This window comes from Pyxidicoccus sp. MSG2 (assembly GCF_026626705.1).
Taxonomy (GTDB): Bacteria; Myxococcota; Myxococcia; order Myxococcales; family Myxococcaceae; genus Myxococcus.
Map to the genome: position 1 here is coordinate 11,921,138 of NZ_JAPNKC010000001.1, position 19,145 is coordinate 11,940,282.

Sequence of the window (19,145 nt, forward strand, 5' to 3'; positions counted from 1 at the left end):
TATAGGGCTGGGGTTCGGTCTGTCCGGGCGGCGTTTTCACGGGCAGCGTTGATGCAGGACGGCTTCCGCGCCGGCCGCGTTGGCTCGTCAACGTTAGGAACGGGATTGCCAGCCGCCCACCGTGTTACTTGAAGCTGGGATCCGCACCGCTGGTTGCGGTATCCGGGAACTACATGGCGCCTTCCCCTCCCACTGTCCCCCGAGCAAGCGACCCGGCGGCTGACAGGGCCCTCCTCCAGCAGGTGGCCCTGGGCAGCGGCGCGGCGATGCGGGAGGTGTACGCGCGCTGTAGCGCGAGGGCCTTCGCCGTCACGCTGCGGCTGCTGCCCTCCCGCGCCGACGCGGAGGAGGTGCTGCAGGAGACCTTCCTCGACGTGTGGAAGCGCGCGCGCGACTTCGACCCCGAGCGCGGCGGACTGGAGACGTGGGTGACGACCATCGCCCGGACGCGCGCCATCGACCGGCTGCGCTCCATGGGCACGGCGTCACGGGTGGCGGAGGGTGCCAGTCACCAGCCGCCTCCGGTGAGCGCTTCTCCGCCCGCGCCGGACGAGGCGAGCGCCCTGGGACAGAACCGCAAGCGGGTGCTGGCGGCGCTGAAGCAGCTCCCGGCCGAGCAGCGCGAGGTGGTGGAGCTTGCCTATTTCGAGGGGCTCTCCCAGCGCGAGATCGCCGAGCGCACCGGAGACCCGCTCGGCACCGTGAAGACGCGGGCGCGGCTGGCGCTGGAGAAGCTGGGCGACCTGCTCCGAGAGCTGGCGCCAGACGTGTAGGCTCCCGTCGCTCACCACGCCTGCATGCCCGGACCTCCGGCAGCCAGCGGGTCCATGACTACCCCTCGGTTTCTCAGCGGATAGAGTTGCAGCGCCCGGGGGCAACGTCACTCGGGTTGCAACTGTCATTTCCTTGACTGTCACTGGAAGTCTTCACGGTCCTATGGAAATACTGCGCCGCCGCCTTTCAGCGACGGCGGGAGTCGTCGGGGCATGCCAGCGAGCTCAATCGTGGTGGGGACGGACCTGGTTCAGGTCTCCGCGGTGGCGGCCTCGGTCCAGCGCTTCGGGCAACGTTACCTGGAGCGGCTGTTCACCCCGGACGAGTTGGCCTACTGCCTGCGTGACGCGCACGCCGCGCCGGAGCGCCTCGCGGCGCGCTTCGCGGCGAAGGAAGCCACCCTCAAGGTGCTGCGCGTCCACGAGGTCCCCGTGCCGTGGCGCACCATCGAGGTGGTGCGCGCGCCGGAGGGCTTCTGTGAATTGGCCTTGCACGCCGAGGCACGCAGCGTCGCGGACGCCCGGGGCCTCTTTGGTTTCTCCGTCAGTCTGACCCACGAGGCGGAGTACGCCTCCGCGGTCGTCATTGCCCAGCAATCACACTCAAAGCACGCCCATGATTGAAAACATCCGCAACATCCTCAAAGAGCACGCGCGCCTGTCGTCGGACATCTCCACCCTGTCGGACACGGCGGACCTGTACCAGGCCGGCATGACGTCCCACGCGAGCGTGAATGTCATGCTCGCGCTGGAGGCGAGCTTCGACGTGGAGTTCCCCGACCGCATGCTGAAGCGCACCGTCTTCCAGAGCGTCTCGGCCATCCGCGAGGCCGTCGAAGAACTCACGGCGGGAAAGTGAAGCCATGACCACCGCCGCGCCTCAGGGCGAGGGCTCCACGCCGGCCGCGAGCCCGCTGGAGACCGTCACACGCATTGCCTCGCAGGTGGCCCGCGTCCATGCGGACGCAGTGGACCGCGAGAGCCGCTTCCCCGTGGAGGCGATTGACGCGCTGAAGCGCGCGCGGATGCTCGGACTGCTCGTCCCCGCCACGCTCGGGGGGCCGGAGCTCGGGCTCGACCAGGTGGCCGCCATGTGCGAGGCCCTGGCCCAGCACTGTGCCTCCACCGCCATGGTCTTCGCCATGCACCACATCCAGGTGGCGTGCCTGGTGCGGCATGGCCTGACGTCTCCGCTGCTGCGCACCTACCTCACGGAGTTGAACGAGCGGCAGTTGCTCATCGCCTCCGTCACGTCCGAGGTGGGCGTGGGCGGGGAGATGCGCGCCAGCGTGACTTCCGTGGAGCAGCGTGACGGGCGCTTCAGCCTGGACAAGGACGCCACCACCATCTCCTACGGCGAGCACGCGGACGACCTGCTGGCCACCGCGCGCCGCTCGCCGGACGCGCCCCGCAACGACCAGTCCATGGTGCTGCTGCGCAAGGCGGACTTCACCCTGGAGCGCACCAGCAACTGGGACACGCTGGGCATGCGCGGCACGTGCAGCCCGGGCTTCAAGGTCCGCTCCACCGGCCCCGCCGAGCAGGTACTCCCCGTGCCCTTCGCGGACATCGCGAGCCAGACGATGGTTCCGGTGTCCCACGTCCTCTGGGGCGGCGTGTGGCTGGGCATTGCCGCCGGAGCGGTGAGCCGGGCGCGCGCCTTCGTGCGCCAGCAGGCCCGCGCCAAGCCGGGCACCGTGCCGCCCACCGCGTCGCGCCTCGCGGAGGTGCACAGCCTCCTGCAGACGATGCGCGCCAGCGTGCACGAGGTGTCCGCCGACGCCGGCCGCCGCATGGCCGCGGGAGACCCGGAGGCGCTGTCCTCCATCGGCTTCTCGCTGAAGATGAACAACCTGAAGGTGTCCGCCTCCACGCTCGTCGTGGACATCGTCCACCGCGCGCTGCTCATCTGCGGCATCCAGGGCTACAAGAACGACTCGCCATTCTCCCTTGGCCGGCACCTGCGCGACGCGCACTCCGCGGCGTTGATGATTGGCAACGACCGCATCCTCGCCACCAACGCGTCGCTGCTGCTGGTCCTCAAGGACGACTGACGGCCGCGTCTGATTGATTGCGCGCCCCGTCCGGCTTCGGGGCGCATGGCATCCCTTCGCTTTCCTCCGGAGACTCTTCCGTGACAGACATTTCAGCCCAGGACTTCCACGACGCGCTCGTCGCACACAAGCTCATCATCCCCGTCGGCGTGCCCGGCGCGTTCGGCCGCGGCCCCGTGTTCGAGGACGTGCTGCGCCGCTTCGGCGACCTCGTCAGCGAGGCCGCCAAGGGCGACGTCGCGGAGCACATGCTCTTTCCGCCCATCATCGACCGGCGCGTGTTCGAGAAGAGTGACTACCTCGAGTCCTTCCCCCAGCTCGCGGGCACCATCTTCAGCTTCAGCGGCAACGACGCGCAGCACCGGGAGATGATGAACTGCGTCCACGAGCACAAGCCGTGGGCGCAGTACCAGTCGATGACGGACGTGGTGCTCGCACCGGCGGCCTGCTACCCCATCTACCCGCAGCTCACCGGCACGCTGCCGGAGGACGGGCGGCTGGTGGACGTGCAGAACTGGGTGTTCCGCCATGAGCCCTCGCCCGAGCCCACGCGCATGCAGTCCTTCCGCATCCGGGAGATGGTGCGCGCCGGCCGGCCGGAGCAGGTGGCGGACTGGCGGGACATGTGGCTGGAGCGCGGGCTGACGCTGCTGCGTCGCCTGGGCCTGCCCGCCGAGCCGGAGACGGCGTCGGACCCGTTCTTCGGCCGCGGCGGCCGCATGCTCGCTGCGAACCAGCGGATGCAGAAGCTGAAGTTCGAGGTGGTGGTGCCGGTGCTGTCCGCCGCGAAGCCCACCGCCGTCTGCTCGTTCAACTACCACCAGGACCACTTCGGCCTGTTGTTCGACATCAAGACGGCGGACGGGCAGGTCGCCCACACCGCGTGCCTGGGCTTCGGCCTGGAGCGCGTCACCATGGCCCTGTTCCGCGTCCACGGCTACGTGACCGCCGAGTGGCCGGCCGAAGTCCGCAAGGTGCTCTGGCCATGAGCACCACCTCCGTCCTCGGGCTCGACCCCAGCGCCTACGTCAAGAACACCCTCCACGCCGAGGGCGCGGCGTGGGTGGAGAAGAACTGCTACGTCGACGTGTGGATTGAAGTGCTCCACGCGCAGAAGCTCAACCCGCTGCCGCTGCTGGCGTTCACCGTCGCGCTCGACTTCGTGGGCGACCAGTGGACGTTCTACAAGCCGTCACACGATGACCTGAACACGCTCTACGGCCTGGAGGTGCAGGAGCTGAACGTCTTCAAGCCCCTCGCCGAGCACGCCGTGACACACCTGTCCGCGGGGCGGCTGGTGCTCACCGAGGCGGATGCGTTCTTCCTTCCGGATACGGCGGGCACCGACTACGGCCGGCAGCACACGAAGACGACGATTGCGCTGGAGACGCTCGACGTGGAGGGCCGGAAGCTGGGTTACTTCCACAACACCGGCTACTACACGCTGGAGGGCGCGGACTTCGACGCCGTCTTCCGGAGCGCGGGGACGTGGGACCCGCACATCCTCCCGCTGTTCGCGGAGTGGGTGGGGTTGGAGCGGCTGGAGCGGCACTCCGAGGACGTGCTGCGCGAGCGCTCTCGCGCGCTGCTGGCCCGTTACCTGCGCCGCCGGCCCCTTGCGAATCCGTGCGGCCGCTTCGCGCGCCAGTTCGCCTCGGACCTGGACGGGCTGCGCTCGAAGGGCATCGACGCGTACCACATCTATGCCTTCGCCACGCTGCGGCAGCTCGGCTCCAACTTCGAGCTGGCGGCGGCGTACCTGCGCTGGCTGGATGGCGCGGCGAATGGCGAGCTGACTCGCGCGGGGGCGGAGCTGGAGTCCATCTCCTCGGCGGCGAAGACGCTCATCCTCAAGGGTGCGCGCTCGGTGGCGGCGAAGAAGCCCGCGGACTTCAGCGAGCTGCTGGGGACCATGGAGTCGGGCTGGCAGCGTGGCATGGACCTGCTCATGCAGGTCGTGGGCTGAAGGACTCCGGCGGAACGCCGGGGGAGAGGGGACATGGGGCGCATTCGCAACGTCAGCTCGCACCGGGTGACGCCGCTCGAGACGGGCTGGCAGGCCGTGGCCGTGGAACCCGGGGCGGTGGACCATCCGTCCCGCCTCGCGGAGCGGACGCTGGCGTGGCTGCCCGCGCTCGTTCCCGGCACCGCGGCGTCGCTGCTGCGCGCGGCCGGGCCGTTCGACATCGACCGGCCTCCGCCCCTGGACACCCGGGACTGGTGGTACCGCACCGACGTGGCGCTGCCTCCGGCCGAGGGCGGGGCCGTGTTCCTCCGCTTCGACGGCCTGGCCACGCTCGCGGAGGTGTGGCTGGACGATGAGCCCGTGCTGCGCTCGGACAACATGTTCCTCGCGCACACGGTGGACGTCACGCGGTGGGCCGGTGGGACTCGCAGGCTGGCCCTGCGGTTCCGCTCGCTCGCGGCGGCGCTGCAGGAGCGACGGGCGCGGCCACGCTGGAAGACGCGACTGGTGGATGCTCCGCACCTGCGCTGGTTCCGCACCACGCTGCTCGGACATATCCCCGGGTGGTGTCCTCCTGTTCCTCCCGTGGGGCCCTGGCGGCCCGTGAGCGTGGAGCACCACGTGGGGATCTCCGTCGAGCAGGCGGACCTGCGTGCTTCGGTGGTGGGCGAGGGGGGCTCCGTCACGGTGGACCTGCGCGTTCGGACTTGGAGCCCGGTGCGGGGGGCGACGGTGCGGGTGGGGGAGGGCAGTGCGGCGCTGGCCTGCGAGGCCGTGGGTGAGGGCGTGTGGCGCCTGCGCGGCGAGGCTCGACTGGGTTCCGTGGAGCGGTGGTGGCCGCACACGCATGGGGAGCCCCGGCTGTACCCCGTGCAGGTGGACGTGACGCTGGAGGGCGGTGCTTCGCTGTCGCTCGACGCGGGCCGCGTGGGCTTCCGCACGGTGGAGTTGTCCACGGCGGACGGAGGCTTCGCGCTGTCCGTCAACGGCGTGCCTGTCTTCTGCCGGGGCGCGTGCTGGACGCCGCTGGATGTGGTGTCGCTCGGCGGGACGGAGAAGGACTACGCGGAGGCTTTGGACCTGGCGCGCTCGGCGGGCATGAACATGCTCCGCGTGGGCGGGACGATGGTCTACGAGGACGACCGCTTCTACGAGGCGTGCGACGCCCGGGGCATCCTCGTATGGCAGGACTTCATGTTCGCCAACATGGACTACCCGGCCGAGGACGCGGCCTTCACCGCCAACGTGCGGCGCGAGGCCGAGCAGTTCCTGTCCCGCGTGCAGGGCAGTCCCTCGCTGACCGTGCTGTGTGGCAACAGCGAGGCCGAGCAGCAGGCGGCGATGATGGGCCTGGCCCCCGCCGTGTGGACCGGCCCGCTCTTCGAGAAGGTGCTGCCCGAGGCCGGCGCAGCGCTGCGCCCGGACGTGCCCTACTGGCGCTCGTCCCCGAGCGGCGGCGCGATGCCCTTCCATACGCGCACCGGGGTGACGCACTACTACGGCGTCGGCGCGTACCTGCGCCCGATGGAGGATGCGCGCCGCGCGGGCGTTCGCTTCGCTTCCGAGTGCCTGGCCTTCGCCAACGTGCCCGAGGACTCCACCATCGAGCGTACGCTGGCCGATGGCGAGGCTGCCGCGCACCACCCGAAGTGGAAGGCGCGCGTCCCGAGAGACCCTGGCGCGGGGTGGGACTTCGAGGACGTGCGCGACCACTACGTCGGCGTGCTGTTCGGAGTGGAGCCCGCGCGTCTGCGCTACTCGGACCTGGCGCGCTACCTGGCGCTCGGGCGCGTGACCTCCAGCGAGGTAATGCGCGCCACCCTGGCCGAGTTCCGGCGTCCCGGCTCCACCTGTCACGGTGCGCTCGTCTGGTTCTTCCGTGACTTGTGGCCCGGTGCGGGCTGGGGCGTGGTGGACTCGACGGGGCTTCCCAAGGCCGCGTACTACGGCTTGAAGCGCGCCTCGGGGAACGTCCTGCTCTCGCTGTCGGACGAGGGACTCGACGGGCTCGACCTGAACGTGACGAACGACTCGGGCTCGGCGCTGGATGCGGAGCTGGAGGTCGCCTTCTACCGGGACGGTGAGGTGGTGGTTGCTCGCGGCCGCGCGCCGGCCATTGTTCCGGCCCGGGGTTCCGTGCGGCTGTCCGCCGAGGCGATGGCGGGCCACTTCATGGACTCGACGTATGCGTACCGCTTCGGGCCGCCGGGACATGAACTGGCGGTGGCCTCGCTGTTCGAGCGGAGCTCGGGCCGCCTGTTGCAGCGCGCGTTCCACTTCGCGCACGCGGCCATGGCGGCGCGGCGCGGGGACGTGGGCCTGGAGGCGGTGGCCTTCCCGGGCGCGGATGGCAGCCACACCGTGCGCCTGCGCGCGAAGCGGTTCGTCCAGGCCGCCTCCTTCGAGACTCCCGGCCACGTGCCGGAGGACAACTACTTCCACCTGGCACCTGGCGACGAGCGAACCGTGGTGCTGCGGCCGCGTCCGTCCGCCCGTGCGTTCCGTGGCTTCGTCCACGCGCTGAACGCCGCCACACCGGTGCGCATCGAGCTGGCCCCCGCCGAGGCGGCCGGCCCCCGAGAGGGTTCTCAGTCATGAGCGTCAACGTCGCGCGGCAGGTGGTACCGGTGGTTCCGGAGGTCGGTGCCGCGGAGCCCGTCCTGCCCCAGGCCATCGCCTTCGGTCCCGAAGAGCGCCGCCTCTTCGGCTGGTATCACGCCCCGCGCGGGACTCCGCGCCGCATGGGTGTCGTGCTGTGCAACCCGCTGGGCTACGAGGCCATGCCGGCCCACCGCACGTATCGCCACCTGGCGGCACGGCTGGCCGAAGCGGGCTTCGCCGTGCTCCGGTTCGACTACGACGGCACGGGGGATTCGAGCGGCTACGACGACGAGCCGGGCCGCGTCGCCGCGTGGCTCGCGAGCATCGGTACCGCTATCGACGAGGTGAAGCGGCGCTCGGGGACGGCGCAGGTGTGCCTGTTCGGGCTGCGGCTGGGAGGACTCTTCGCGCTCACCACGGCCTCGGCTCGCGAAGACGTAGGCGCCTTGATGCTGTGGGCCACTCCGGCCACGGGCCGCGCGTACGTGCGCGAGCTGCGCGCCTTCCGGCAGATCAAGGAGAAGGACTCCGTCGGACCTCCGCGTGAGGCTCCGACGCCGGGTGAGGAGATTGCCGGCTACCTGCTGCTGCCCGAGACGGCGGATGGTTTGTCGGGCCTGCGTCCTCTGGAGACTCCGACGCGCGCGGTGCGGCAGGCGCTGCTCATCGGGCGTGATGACCTGCCCGGTGCGGAGGCGCAGATTTCGAAGCACCTCACGGCCTGTGGCGTGAGTGTGTCCGCTCCCACGGTTCCTGGTTACTCCGCCGCGATGCGGGACGCGGAGTTCACCGAGTTGCCGGAGGCCGCGCTCGGCACGCTGGTGGACTGGCTGCGCCGTGCGGATGATTCCTCCGAGGGGCCCGCGCTTGCCGGGAAGGCGACCTCCGCTGGCGCTGCCGCATCCGAGAGTGTCCTGGTCTGCCTGGCGCATGGTGGGGCACAGGTGCGGGAGCGGGCAGTGCGGTACGGGCGGGAAGGGCGGTTGTTCGGCATCGTCGCGGAGTCAGCTTCCGACGCGCCTTCGAGCGACCGGGTGGGTGTGCTGTTCGTCTCCGTGGGAGCCAATCACCGCACCGGGCCCAACCGGATGCACGTGACGCTGTCTCGCGAGCTGGCGTCTCGGGGCTTCGTGGCGATGCGGCTCGACATCGCTGGCGTCGGTGACAGCCCGGCCGCTCCGGGGGAGCGGGAGCACCCGCTCTACTCGAAGGCCTCCGTCCGCGACATCCAGGAGGCGATGGACTGGCTGGGCAACGCGTATGGGCTGCGGCGCTACGTGGTCGCCTCGCTGTGCTCCGGCGCCTTCCTCACGTTCCACGCGAGCGTCCAGGACGAGCGCGTCGCGGGACAGGTCCTCATCAACCCGCAGACGTTCGTCTGGCGGGCCGGTGACTCGCTCGTCATCAAGCAGCGTGAGCAGCGGCCCGCCTACGAGACGTCCTTCAAGTCCACGCGGTTCTACCGGACCGCCGTGCTCCGCAAGGAGACGTGGCGGCGGCTCCTGCGAGGGGAAATCCAGGTGCGGCGCATCGCCCGGGAGCTGCTCTCGCGGGCCGTGAAGCGCGCCCAGACGCTGCCGCTCCCAGGTCCGCTCCAGGGCGCCGAGCAGCGCGAACACCTGGCCGTCCGCCGCTCCTTCTCCGCGCTCGTGGACCGTGGCGTGCAGTCACTGCTCGTCTACAGCGCCAACGACGGCGGCCTGGACGTCATCGAGCGCTACCTGGGGCCTCGCGCGCGCAGGCTCGCGAACAAGCCCAACTTCCGCATGGAGATCGTGGACGGCCCCGACCACACCTTCACGCCGCTCTGGTCCCAGGCCTATCTGGGCACGCTCATCCTGGAGTTCGTCACCACGCACTTCGGCTGACGCTCACGAGCGCGGCGCCAGGGCGTGGTCGAAGAAGGCACCCACCCGGGAGAGGTACGCCTCTCCGCCCGCGTCAGCGTAGTGGCCGTGCCCCGCGCCCGGCACGAGCAGCAAGTCGCGGGGCTCGCCCGACAGCGCATGGAGCCGCTCCGCCATGGCGGGCGGCACGGCCCGGTCCGCCGTGCCGGCGATGAAGAGCACCGGCCTTGGCGACAGGCGGGGCACGAAGTCCTCGTTGTGAAGCTCATCCAGGGCCAGCCCCGCGTCCCGGTTGGCGGCGATGGCCGGCAGGTACGTAATCGGCCCCCACGCTCGGAACTCGTAGCGGAGCTGGTCCTCCAGGCGGGTGAACGCGCCGGCCAACGCCACGGCCGCGACGCGCTTGTCGTCCGCCGCCACGCGCGCCGCCACGGCACAGCCCATGGAGAAGCCGAAGACGCCAATGCGCGAGGCGTCCACCTCGGGTTGATGCGTGAGGAAGTCGAGCGCGCTCTCCAGCGCGGCCCGATGCTCGGCGCCCCAGGTGGGTGGCCCGCGGCTCTCTCCATGGCCCGGCATGTCGATGAGCAGCGCTCCATGTCCGCGCCGCGCCAGTTCCTCCGCTTCTCGCACCAGGTCGAGCCGCGTCGACGGTGAGCCGTGCACGAAGACGATGGCCGAGCCACGCGTGGGCGGTACGTACCAGCCACGGACCTCCAGCCCCTGTGGCGTCTTCAGGGTGACGTCGCGCAGTCGCAGGGCCCGCAGGGCTTCAGGCACCGGGGCGGACGAGGGAGCGGGGCGCAGCACGGCCGCCTGGTAGCGATACGTTCGGAAGGCCTTGAGCCCGAGGACTCCCGCCACCGCGAGCAGCACCACCCCGAGTCCCCACATGGACCTTCTCATTCGCATGAAGCCGTCCGTCGGCGTGATTGCCCGGTGACCATAGCCGTGGGCCCTCAAGGATTCCTTAAGGTCTTTCCACGAGAACCCTCCTCACGCCCGAAAGCCACGGGCGGAACTGAACCGGCACTCAGGAGGGCCAGGATGAACAACGACGCCAAGAAGAACCTCATTGCGGAGGTCGTGACACGCCGGAAGGTGCTGCGCGGCATGGGCATGGCGCTGGCGGCCCTGCCGCTCGCCCGGCTCGTCATGGCGTGCGGCGAGGGGACGGACGGACCGGAGGGCGACACCGGCACCGACGCGAGCACGGACACGACGGCCGACTCCGGCACGGGTGCCGACGCGGGCACCGGCTCCGCCGGGAATTGGGCCACCGGTGGAACCGCCGCGATGACGGCGGCCGCCTCGTATCCCGACCCGTTCTCCTCGGGCATCGGCACGGCGTGCACCCTCACGTGCGCGGCCACGCTGGGCCCCTGCTATGCGACCACTGTCGACCGCAAGGACATCAGCGAGGGCCATGACGGGCTGCCCGTGCGGCTCGCGCTCCTCGTGGTGGACGAGGCCTGCAAGCCGGTGCCGGGCGCCTCCGTCGACATCTGGCATGCCGCTCCCGAGGGGCTCTACTCGGGTGAGGATGCGAGCGACTTCTGCACCTCGGGGGATGCCACGGCGCGGGCCGCGCGGTGGTTCCGCGGCGTGCAGACGACGGATGCGAACGGCCGGGTGGACTTCGATACCTGCTTCCCCGGCTGGTACAGCAGCCGCACCATCCACATCCACTTCACCATCCGCGTCAACGGCAACGAGTACGTCACGTCGCAGCTCTTCTTCGAGGACTCCCTCGACGACGAGATCGTCAACACCCAGCCGCTCTACAATGCGCGCGGCGCACGGGACACGACCAACAGCGACGACACCGTCATCTCCGCGGACTCGGTGGCCGACTACGTGTTCCAGACCGAGCGCATGGCGGATGGCGCGATGCTGGCCTGGAAGACCCTGGTCATCCGCTCGTCGCTCGACACGGCGCAGTGCCAGGTGCCCGGTGGCAGCGGTGGACCGGGTGGCCCGGGCGGGGATGGCGGTATGGGCCCGCCCCCCGGCTGGGATGGCGGCATGCCGCCTCCGCCTCCCGGTGGAGGGTGAGCGGTGAGCACATCCGTCACTCGCGCCGCCGCGTGACTTGATTCCCGGGGGCGACGTGCGTACTGGCCGGAAGTGGAGTTCAACACCGGTCGCGCGCACGGCGCCCCGGCGCGAGTGAGGAGACACGGGTCATGGGGGAGCGCATCCTGCTCGTCGAGGACGACGCACAGCTCGGCGCGCAGATTGTCGAGCACCTGCGCGGCGCGGGCTTCGAGCCCACGTGGTGGCGGGAGGGCCGGCTGCTGACCCCCGAGGGCCTGCCCGAGGTGAGCCTCGTGGTGCTCGACCTGATGCTGCCCGGCACCTACGGCCTGGACATGCTCAAGGCCCTCCGGACCTTCTCCGAGGTGCCCGTCCTCATCCTGAGCGCGCGCAACGACACCCTCGACAAGGTGCGGGCGCTGAAGCTTGGCGCGGACGACTACATGACCAAGCCCTTCTGGCCGGAGGAGCTCATCGAGCGGGTGCGCGCGCGCCTTCGCCGGCCGTCGCTCCAGAAGGCGGACGCCGTCGTCGAGTTGGGGCCGCTGCGCGTGGACCTCCAGGCCCACGAGGTGTCCCTGCACGGGCAGCCCGTGGAGTTGACGCGCGTGGAGTTCGCGCTGCTCGCGGCGCTGGCCCGGCGTCCCCGCGAGGCGGTGACGCGTCAGTGGCTGGTGGAGCACGTGCTGGACCCGGAGCGCGAGGGCACCGAGCGGACGCTGGACGTCCACGTGTCGCGGCTGCGGCGGAAGTTGGGGGCGCAGCACGGGGTGGAAACGGTGTGGGGTGTGGGCTACCGGCTGGTTCCGGGGGATGGCACTTGAAGCTGCGACTGCGCCTGGCGCTGACGGTGGTGGCGGTGACGGTTCCCGTCGTCGCGGGACTGAGCCTGGCCCAGCGCTCGCTGCGGCTGCGGAGTCAGGAGGAGGTGCTCGAAGCCTCCACGCTCGCGCAGATGCAGGCGGGGGAGCGGGAGCGCTGCGAGGCCGCTCCCGGGTCGTGGACGGTGCGCAGGGGGCCGCCTCCGCGTGAGCCATCCCGGCCACCCGGTGGGCCCGAGGGAGGTGGGAGGGCTCCAGCGCGTGAGCCTCCTTCCGAGAATGGTCCGGGAGGGCCCTCCGGGCAGCGGCCTCGTCCGGACCTGGGTCCGCCCCCCGACTTCGGACCGGGGCGCTCCGGGCGGCCGCCGCCCGCCTTCGCTCACTTTCCCTATGACGACCGGTTTGTCTCCAGCAACCCGTCCGCCCCCATCATCTCCGAGGATGTCCAGCAGGCGGTCCGCTCGGGAGAGAGCGCGGTCGTCCGCCGCTCGACGCGAGAGGGGCGCGCCGTCCTGGAGGTGCTGCTGCGCATGCCCTGGGAGGGCGGGCCCTGTGCCTATGTCCTCGCGCGGCGTGTGGAAGGTCCGGGCGCACCGACCGAGGGCGTACCGCCCCCCGAAGTGCTGCTCGTGCCACTGCTCGCCGTCGTGGCCGTGGTGGTGGCGGTGGGGCCCGTCGTCCGGCGCGTCCGACAGCTCACCGGAGAGGTGCGGGCCTCCGCCGTCAGTCGCTACCAGCAGCCCGTCTCCGTGCGCGGCAACGACGAGGTCGCCGAACTGGCGCGGGCCTTCCAGGAGGCTCGCGCGGAAATCCAGAGCCAGTTGTCGCAGCAGGAGGCTCGCGAGCAGGCGCTGCGGGACTTTCTCGCCAACACCATGCACGACGTGATGACGCCGCTCACCGTGCTCCAGGGGCACCTGTCTACCCTTCAGCAGCGCACCGGGCGCGGAGAGACCTCGGAATCGACGGTGCTGGCATCCGCGATGGGGGAAGCCCACTACATCGCCTCGCTGGTGCACAACCTGGCGGCGGCCGCGCGGCTCGAGGCCGGGGCGCCGCAGGTCCAGCGCGCTCCGGTGGACCTGAACGCCGTCATCGCCCGCGTCATCGCTCGGCACCAGCCCATCGCGCGGCAGCGGCGCATCTCCCTGGAGAGCGGCGTGCCCGAGGCCCCCGTCTGGGTGAGTGGCGACGTCACACTCATCGAGCAGGCGGTGAGCAACGTCGTCTTCAACGGCATCCACCACGGCCACGAGGACGGGCACGTGGCGGTGGTGCTGGAGAGCCCGCGCCAGGGCCGCTTCCACCTGCGCGTCATCGACGACGGGCCGGGCATCCCCGAGGAGGAGCGCTCACGGTTGCTGGAGCGCAGCTTCCGGGGCAATGCCGCGCGGACACGGGGCCTCGAAGGGCAGGGGCTGGGCCTGCACATCACCCACCATGTCGCGCAGGTCCATGGGTGGACACTGTCACTGTTGCCATCGGAGTACGGCGGGCTGGAAGTGGGTTTGGAGGGCGAGGTATCGGGCGGGTAGTCTCGGCGGGATGCGCGGAGTCTTCCTCGTCGTGGCGTTGCTGTTCGTCGGGCCTTCGAACACCCAGGCCGCCGAGGAGGTTGACGCGCCCGCCCGGTACACCCAGGCCGACGAGGGCCAGGTTCGCATCTCGGGCATCACGGGTCGCAACCTGCAGCGGCGGAAGCACCTGCGCGGTCCCTGGACGCCCTACTTCGAGCAGACCATCACGGTGGACAACCGCCTGGACCTGGAGTTGCTCCGCGTGAAGCTCGATGTGGGCTACGAGCGGCCGGACTCGTCGGTGCGCTGGGTGCGGCGCGAAAGATCCTGGCTTCTGTTCAACGCGCGCGGGCCGACCCCGGTGACGCTCAACTACGACCCTCCCATGCCGGAACTCGAAGCGCATCCGACCGCGGTCCTGGTGAGCTACCGGCTGGCAGCGAGCGGCGCCAGGACTCCGGGCTTCACCCGCGCACTGTTCCTGCTGTCCAACTCCAAGGGGGCCGTGGACCTGGCCGTGGCGGCGGAAGAGCTCTCCGCGCTCGGTCCGGATGCGACGCTCCTCCGTGAGGAGGTGCGCAAGTGGGTGGCCGGTGGGCCGCTGGGGATTGCCGATGCCTTCGGCCAGGGCATCACCCCGCTGTACGCCCTGCGCCTGCTGGGCCGCGTGGGGACCGGTGAAGACGTCCCGCTGCTGCTCTCCGTGCTGAAGGCCGAGAAGGACTACGCGTGGTACCTGCCTTCGCTCGAGGAACTGCGCGCACGCCTTCCCGACCACCCGATGACGAACCTGTTCGCCTCGGGCGCGAAGCTGGAGCGCATCGTGGAGGACGCGGTTATGGACCTCCAGCCCGCGCTGGCCGTCCCTGCGCTCGTGGCCGTGGCGTACCAGGAGGGGCCCCACCGGAACGTGGCACGGGGCTTTTTGCGCAAGTGGAAACCAGAGGAGCTCGTGGACCTGCTGCGCGGTCCCGGCGCGGTGGACGCTCTGCGAGTGCTCTGCGCGAGCCGCGCTCCGGACGCGGTGCCGATCGTCTTGAGGCTGGGGGTGACGGGCGTGGACGGCGTGGACCTGAAGGCGTGCCTGTCCGCGATGCCGGAGAAGGAAACGAATGCCGCGCTGGTGGGAGCACTGGGTGAGGAGCTCGGGTCGCTGGAGGACACGGTGCTCTCCCTGCTGGCGGCCCGCGGTGGTGCGGTGCGGGCGCCGCTGCGGGCCCGGGCCTCGAAGCTGGAGTTGAAGGAGGCCGCCGCGGACTCGGGGGCGCTGGCGCGCGCCATCCATGCGCGGCTGCGCTCCGAGCGCGTGGGGGCCCTTCAGGAGACGTTGGACGCGGTGGACGGTGCGCTGAGCGAGCAGCAGTTCGACACGGCGCTGACCCTCCTGGAAAAGGCCGCGACGGATGCTCAAGGCCGCGAGCACCATGCGAAGCTGGCCGTGGCCCATGCACGGGTGGCGCAGGCGGCCGCAAGGGCACGCGACGTGGCAGGGGTGGACAAGGCGCTCGAACGCATCGCGGTGCCGGGAGCCGGTCGCGAGCATGAGGCCGGGCTGGAGCCGGAGCTGACGGAGGTGGCTCGGGCCCTCATGTCCCAGTGGAAGGACGGGCGTATGGACCGTCTGGACTCGCAGCTCGAGCGGGTCGAGGCGCGGGTGAAGGCCACGACCCGTCCCGAGCTTGCCCGTATCTACATGGATGCGATCGGAGACGGACGCGGGGGCTGGGAACGGGCGGTCTATGCGAAGCGGGCGCTCGCGCTGGATTCGAGCAACGTCGCCGCACGGCAGTACGTCGAGGAGTACGAGCGCGAAGAGGCCCGCGAGGAATGGCTCTGGTCCCTTGCCAAGACTGGCGGAGGGCTCCTGGCCGTGGGCCTGTTCATGTGGTTCATCGTCTCCAAGCTGAGCGCGGCAACGGCGTGAGGGCTCGGGAGGCCCGAGCCCTCTGGAGGCTGTATCAGCCCCCCGTCTGTCGGCTGGAGCGACGGCGGGACTGGATGGCGGTGAGGCCCATCCACATCCCGAGCAGCAGCAGCGGGGAACCGCCGCCGGTGCCTGCGCCGCAGCCACAGCCCGAGGCGGTCTCGTCGCCCGGCGCGTCGGGGGTTCCCGCGTCGGCGTTGCCGGATCCCGTGCCTGCGTCCGGAACCTGGGTGCCGGCGTCGTTGCCCGGCGTGCTGCCGGCGTCTTCGTTACCGGTGCCCGCATCGGTGTCACCCGGGCCGGCGTCCGTGTTACCGGGGCCGGCGTCGGTGTCACCCGTGCCGGCGTCCGTGTTGCTGCCGCCCGCATCCGGCGCCGAGCCCGCGTCCTCGTGACTGGAGCCCGCATCCGTGCCACCTGAGCCAGCGTCCGGTGCCGACCCCGCGTCCGTGTCGCCGCCACCCGCATCCGGTGCCGGTCCCGCATCCACGTCGCCGGGCCCCGCGTCGGACTCGCCGGTGCCACCGTCCGCGGACGACCCGGAATCGGGCGCGGAGCCGCCATCCTGGTCGCCCGGCCCCGCGTCCTGCGGCTCGGGAGCGCTCACGACCTGCACGACCACCGCCGAGGTGTTCGGCTCGAAGCGCGGGTCACCCGAGTACGCCGCAGTGATGCCGTGCTCCCCTGGGGTCAGCGTCGCGGTGGTGTGGCTTGCCGCGCCCTGCGCGTTGACAGGGACGGTCGCGAGCGCAGTCGTCCCATCCAGGAAGGTCATGCTCCCGCCCGGCGTGCCAGCCGCCGGCGGCGCCGCGCCCACCAGCGCGATGAAGGTCACTGCCTGGCCGCTGTCCGAGTGAAGCAGGGAAGAGCTCAGCGCGACCTGCGATGCGCCGCGCTTGACCGTGACGGAGGCCGCATTCGACATGCTTCCGCGGAAGACGCCGCCGCCCTCGTAGTTCGCGGCCACCGAGTACTCACCCGGCTCGGGGAGCGCCGTGCGGAGGCTGGCCCTGCCTGCCGCGTCGAGCGTCAGCAAGACCTCCAGCCCAGGCTCGTCCGCGTCGCTCGACTGGATCAAGACCTGTCCCGAGGGCGTCTGCTCCACCGCGGTCTCGGGCCGCACCTCCACCTGGATGTCCACCGGTTGCCCATAGACGCTGGTTGCCGGCGACACGGTGATGACCGTCTGCGTCTGCACGAAGGTGACGACCTGCGTGAACACGGCGGACGTGGCCGACTGGAACCCGTCGTCTCCCGAGTACGTCGCAGTCACCGCGTAGGTGCCCATGGGCAGGCCGCTCACGACGATGGAGGCCTCGCCCTGTGCGCTCAGCGCCGAGGTCCCCAGCTCCTGCGTGACGCCACCCGCGACGGCCTGGAAGCTGACGCTGCCCGACGGGGGACGCGGAGCAGGCCCGCTGTGCTGCACCACCGCGGTGAATGTGATGGGCAGTCCCACCGGACGCATCGCGCCGTCCGAGCCGAGGAAGACCTCGGTCGCCGCCCGGTTGACGGTGTGCGTGGCCTGGTCGGACGAGGGGATGAACGGCGACTGCGGCGAGAACAAGGCATGGAGCACATGCGCTCCCGCCCGCAGCGTCGAGATGGAGAAGGAGGCGTGCCCGGAGTCGTCCACCGGCGTGGAGCCCAGCACCGTGTCACCGCTCAGGAAGACGACATCACCCCTCGCGGGCCCCGTGTCCGGTGCCGCCCGCATCACGGTGGCCTCGAGCGTCACCTGCTCGCCGTAGGCAGTAGCGCTTCCCGGCGTGACGGTCAGTGTCGTCGTCGTCTGCTCCCCCGTCTCGAGGATGACGGGCACCGAGCGGCTGAAATTGTAGATGCCGTGGTAATCGGCGCTGAGGGCGGCCGTTCCACTGGGGAAGGTCGGGACAGTCAGCGTCGCCACGCCGCCCGGCCCCACGGACACGGTGTCCAGCTCTTCGCCCTCCACCCTGAACGTCACGAACCCCGTGGGAACGCCCACTCCCTCCGTCACCGTGACCCGGGCCGTGAGCGTCACGGGCTCGTCCAGGCGCGACGGATTCGGCGAGACGGTGAGCGTGGTGGCGGTCGGCGCGGCGACGTGGATCACGAGCACGTGGTTCCAGCTGAAGTACGTGAATTCGATCTCCTGGCCTGGCGCGGGCACGGTGATGGGGATGTTGGCCCCGTCGCGCTCACCGTTCAGGCCGTAGTTCTCCTCCCAGCTCTCGTGGTGGGCGATCTTCAGCTCGTAGGTGTTGGCGGGGAGGGACGGGATGCGCAGTGCCTGCTCGCCGTCCCCGTCGATGTCCTTCAGCCACGTGAGCATGCACGCCGGGTCCCAATCTCCGGGGCATCCCAGCTCGGACTGCAACGAGCCCGCGAGCACGGCGATGGGCGTGAGCGTGGAGTTGGTGACCCAGTGGGTGACCGGGTCGTAGTAGAACTTCACGCCGATGAAGTCCTCGGTGTGGCTGAAGAGGAGGTTGTCGCCATCGCGCCGGGCATTGGCTCCGTAGTTCTCCTCCCACGAGCCGTTGAGGGCGACCTTGAACTCCTGGGGACCTCCCGGGACGGTGTAGAGCCGGCGCCAGACGCCGTCCACCGCGTTGCGCTCCAGCGACGTGCTGCTGCAGGCCGGGTCCCAGTCTCCGGGACAGCCGAGCTCGGACTGGAAGGTGCCGACGATGGTGACCGACGTCGGCTCGGCCTGGGCATGGGCTCGCGCGCAGAGCAGGGTGAGCAGCACGGCGCATGCCCGGATGGACACCGGAGCGGTGAAACGGAATGGATGCATGGGGGACGACCCGGAACGCAAAGGGCGAAGGGCCGCACCTTAACGCGAACGCCATTTCATTCGCGGCGGGGCCCGGATGACCCGGGACCTCGGACGCGGAACGTCAGGAGAAGCGGGCCATGAACGCGGCGAGGAGGGGGCCTCCTGCGCGGGCCTCGGCGGGGGACTTCGGGCCACCCTCGGTGAGCCGGCCGAGGAGTTCCTCCAGCGCGGGCTTCATCGCATCGAAGGCGGCGGTGGCGTCGGCGGCGTTGTCGAAGAAGCGGTGGTGGAGCAGCCAGCCCGCCACGGAGCAGGTGAGGGCGTGGAAGGAGCGCGAGTCATCCACCTCGTAGGTGAGGCGCACCTGCCCGGCGAGGTCCTCGTCGCGGGCAATCGTGCCGCCCTGCGAGCCCGCCCACCCGAGCGAGCCTCCGTCTTCATACGGCTTCCACTCCGCGTCCACCGGTCCACCTCGCGCAAGGGCCTGGGGCGGCATCTTGCTCGAATCCACTTCATAAAACCCTCCGGCTCCGGGGGCGCTGATGGCTTCACCATGGACGTTCCAGGGACAGGCGGAGGGCAGCGCGGCCAAGGGGTACTGGGAGCGCGTGAATGAGCGGCGGGAGCGCGAGGTGCAGACGCTCGCAAGCCTCACCGGCTGGTCCCATGCGGCCATCCGCGAGCGGATGGGGAAGGATGCTCCGAAGGCCAATGAGCCGCGCTGGTGTGGAAGTGATGGGGTTGCACGCCGCGCGGGTGCTCCCCAGGTTTGTCACAGGTTCCCCTGGCTGACGACGTACCGGAGGGGGGCAGGCCCTTCGTGACGCAGTCCTCACCGCGA

At 70.7% G+C, this 19,145-nt stretch carries 16 protein-coding genes; 13 read left to right on the top strand and 3 right to left on the bottom strand.

From position 1 onward, the window contains the following. The first annotated feature begins 173 nt into the window (after nucleotides 1–173). The 8 genes from OV427_RS45515 to OV427_RS45550 all read left to right on the top strand — a co-directional run bounded on the left by OV427_RS45515 (nucleotide 174) and on the right by OV427_RS45550 (nucleotide 9,262). Nucleotides 174–773 carry a sigma-70 family RNA polymerase sigma factor gene (locus OV427_RS45515; protein WP_267862502.1) on the top strand — a complete coding sequence of 200 codons (600 nt, stop codon included), beginning with the start codon at nucleotides 174–176 and terminating at the stop codon, nucleotides 771–773. 213 nt (nucleotides 774–986) lie between these two features. Beyond that, nucleotides 987–1,397 (top strand): holo-ACP synthase, encoded by a 411-nt coding sequence (gene acpS / locus OV427_RS45520; protein WP_267862503.1) that lies wholly within the window; start codon nucleotides 987–989, stop codon nucleotides 1,395–1,397. After that, complete coding sequence (locus OV427_RS45525; RefSeq protein WP_267862504.1) at nucleotides 1,390–1,632, top strand: acyl carrier protein; 243 nt, start codon at nucleotides 1,390–1,392, stop codon at nucleotides 1,630–1,632. The genes acpS and OV427_RS45525 overlap by 8 nt, the downstream gene beginning before the upstream one ends. A 4-nt stretch (nucleotides 1,633–1,636) precedes the next feature. Further along, nucleotides 1,637–2,827 (top strand): acyl-CoA dehydrogenase family protein, encoded by a 1,191-nt coding sequence (locus OV427_RS45530; protein ID WP_267862505.1) that lies wholly within the window; start codon nucleotides 1,637–1,639, stop codon nucleotides 2,825–2,827. A gap of 80 nt (nucleotides 2,828–2,907) precedes the next feature. Further along, complete coding sequence (locus OV427_RS45535; protein WP_267862506.1) at nucleotides 2,908–3,816, top strand: amino acid--[acyl-carrier-protein] ligase; 909 nt, start codon at nucleotides 2,908–2,910, stop codon at nucleotides 3,814–3,816. After that, complete coding sequence (locus tag OV427_RS45540) at nucleotides 3,813–4,793, top strand: DUF1839 family protein (protein WP_267862507.1); 981 nt, start codon at nucleotides 3,813–3,815, stop codon at nucleotides 4,791–4,793. Before OV427_RS45535 ends, OV427_RS45540 begins: the two co-directional genes overlap by 4 nt. 33 nt (nucleotides 4,794–4,826) lie before the next feature. Then, a complete protein-coding gene (locus tag OV427_RS45545; protein ID WP_267862508.1) occupies nucleotides 4,827–7,391 on the top strand; it encodes a glycoside hydrolase family 2 protein in 2,565 nt (854 codons plus the stop codon). After that, on the top strand, nucleotides 7,388–9,262 hold the full coding sequence (locus tag OV427_RS45550) for an alpha/beta fold hydrolase (RefSeq protein WP_267862509.1): 1,875 nt from the start codon (nucleotides 7,388–7,390) through the stop codon (nucleotides 9,260–9,262). Before OV427_RS45545 ends, OV427_RS45550 begins: the two co-directional genes overlap by 4 nt. A gap of 3 nt (nucleotides 9,263–9,265) precedes the next feature. Here OV427_RS45550 and OV427_RS45555 read toward each other — a convergent pair whose 3' ends face one another. Further along, nucleotides 9,266–10,135 carry an alpha/beta hydrolase gene (locus tag OV427_RS45555; RefSeq protein ID WP_267862510.1) on the bottom strand — a complete coding sequence of 290 codons (870 nt, stop codon included), beginning with the start codon at nucleotides 10,133–10,135 and terminating at the stop codon, nucleotides 9,266–9,268. A 153-nt stretch (nucleotides 10,136–10,288) separates the two neighbouring features. On the opposite strand from OV427_RS45555, the gene OV427_RS45560 reads away from it, so the two are divergent. The 4 genes from OV427_RS45560 to OV427_RS45575 all read left to right on the top strand — a co-directional run bounded on the left by OV427_RS45560 (nucleotide 10,289) and on the right by OV427_RS45575 (nucleotide 15,540). After that, complete coding sequence (locus OV427_RS45560; protein ID WP_267862511.1) at nucleotides 10,289–11,296, top strand: protocatechuate 3,4-dioxygenase; 1,008 nt, start codon at nucleotides 10,289–10,291, stop codon at nucleotides 11,294–11,296. Between the two features lie 131 nt (nucleotides 11,297–11,427). Then, entirely contained in the window at nucleotides 11,428–12,102 is a 675-nt protein-coding gene (locus tag OV427_RS45565; protein ID WP_267862512.1) for a response regulator transcription factor, read from the top strand. Next, a complete protein-coding gene (locus OV427_RS45570) occupies nucleotides 12,099–13,634 on the top strand; it encodes a sensor histidine kinase (protein WP_267862513.1) in 1,536 nt (511 codons plus the stop codon). Before OV427_RS45565 ends, OV427_RS45570 begins: the two co-directional genes overlap by 4 nt. A 10-nt stretch (nucleotides 13,635–13,644) precedes the next feature. Then, nucleotides 13,645–15,540, top strand: coding sequence for a hypothetical protein (locus OV427_RS45575; RefSeq protein WP_267862514.1), 1,896 nt, complete (start codon nucleotides 13,645–13,647; stop codon nucleotides 15,538–15,540). A 34-nt stretch (nucleotides 15,541–15,574) separates the two neighbouring features. Here OV427_RS45575 and OV427_RS45580 read toward each other — a convergent pair whose 3' ends face one another. Together OV427_RS45580 and OV427_RS45585 are read right to left on the bottom strand one after the other, a co-directional pair. After that, a complete protein-coding gene (locus OV427_RS45580; protein ID WP_267862515.1) occupies nucleotides 15,575–18,322 on the bottom strand; it encodes an Ig-like domain repeat protein in 2,748 nt (915 codons plus the stop codon). Nucleotides 18,323–18,425: 103 nt separating this feature from the next. After that, complete coding sequence (locus OV427_RS45585; protein WP_267862516.1) at nucleotides 18,426–18,815, bottom strand: hypothetical protein; 390 nt, start codon at nucleotides 18,813–18,815, stop codon at nucleotides 18,426–18,428. A gap of 31 nt (nucleotides 18,816–18,846) precedes the next feature. On the opposite strand from OV427_RS45585, the gene OV427_RS45590 reads away from it, so the two are divergent. Next, a complete protein-coding gene (locus OV427_RS45590) occupies nucleotides 18,847–19,128 on the top strand; it encodes a hypothetical protein (RefSeq protein WP_267862517.1) in 282 nt (93 codons plus the stop codon). The last annotated feature ends 17 nt before the right edge of the window (nucleotides 19,129–19,145 follow it).

What these genes read in the sequence shown, in the direction of transcription:
- OV427_RS45530 (WP_267862505.1), top strand. Translation starts at nt 1,637, where the DNA reads ATGACCACCGCCGCGCCTCAGGGCGAGGGCTCCACGCCGGCCGCGAGC.
- OV427_RS45515 (WP_267862502.1), top strand. Translation starts at nt 174, where the DNA reads ATGGCGCCTTCCCCTCCCACTGTCCCCCGAGCAAGCGACCCGGCGGCT.
- OV427_RS45565 (WP_267862512.1), top strand. Translation starts at nt 11,428, where the DNA reads ATGGGGGAGCGCATCCTGCTCGTCGAGGACGACGCACAGCTCGGCGCG.
- OV427_RS45555 (WP_267862510.1), bottom strand. Translation starts at nt 10,135, where the DNA reads ATGTGGGGACTCGGGGTGGTGCTGCTCGCGGTGGCGGGAGTCCTCGGG.
- acpS (WP_267862503.1), top strand. Translation starts at nt 987, where the DNA reads ATGCCAGCGAGCTCAATCGTGGTGGGGACGGACCTGGTTCAGGTCTCC.
- OV427_RS45545 (WP_267862508.1), top strand. Translation starts at nt 4,827, where the DNA reads ATGGGGCGCATTCGCAACGTCAGCTCGCACCGGGTGACGCCGCTCGAG.
- OV427_RS45550 (WP_267862509.1), top strand. Translation starts at nt 7,388, where the DNA reads ATGAGCGTCAACGTCGCGCGGCAGGTGGTACCGGTGGTTCCGGAGGTC.
- OV427_RS45540 (WP_267862507.1), top strand. Translation starts at nt 3,813, where the DNA reads ATGAGCACCACCTCCGTCCTCGGGCTCGACCCCAGCGCCTACGTCAAG.
- OV427_RS45580 (WP_267862515.1), bottom strand. Translation starts at nt 18,322, where the DNA reads ATGCATCCATTCCGTTTCACCGCTCCGGTGTCCATCCGGGCATGCGCC.
- OV427_RS45525 (WP_267862504.1), top strand. Translation starts at nt 1,390, where the DNA reads ATGATTGAAAACATCCGCAACATCCTCAAAGAGCACGCGCGCCTGTCG.
- OV427_RS45560 (WP_267862511.1), top strand. Translation starts at nt 10,289, where the DNA reads ATGAACAACGACGCCAAGAAGAACCTCATTGCGGAGGTCGTGACACGC.
- OV427_RS45575 (WP_267862514.1), top strand. Translation starts at nt 13,645, where the DNA reads ATGCGCGGAGTCTTCCTCGTCGTGGCGTTGCTGTTCGTCGGGCCTTCG.
- OV427_RS45590 (WP_267862517.1), top strand. Translation starts at nt 18,847, where the DNA reads ATGGCTTCACCATGGACGTTCCAGGGACAGGCGGAGGGCAGCGCGGCC.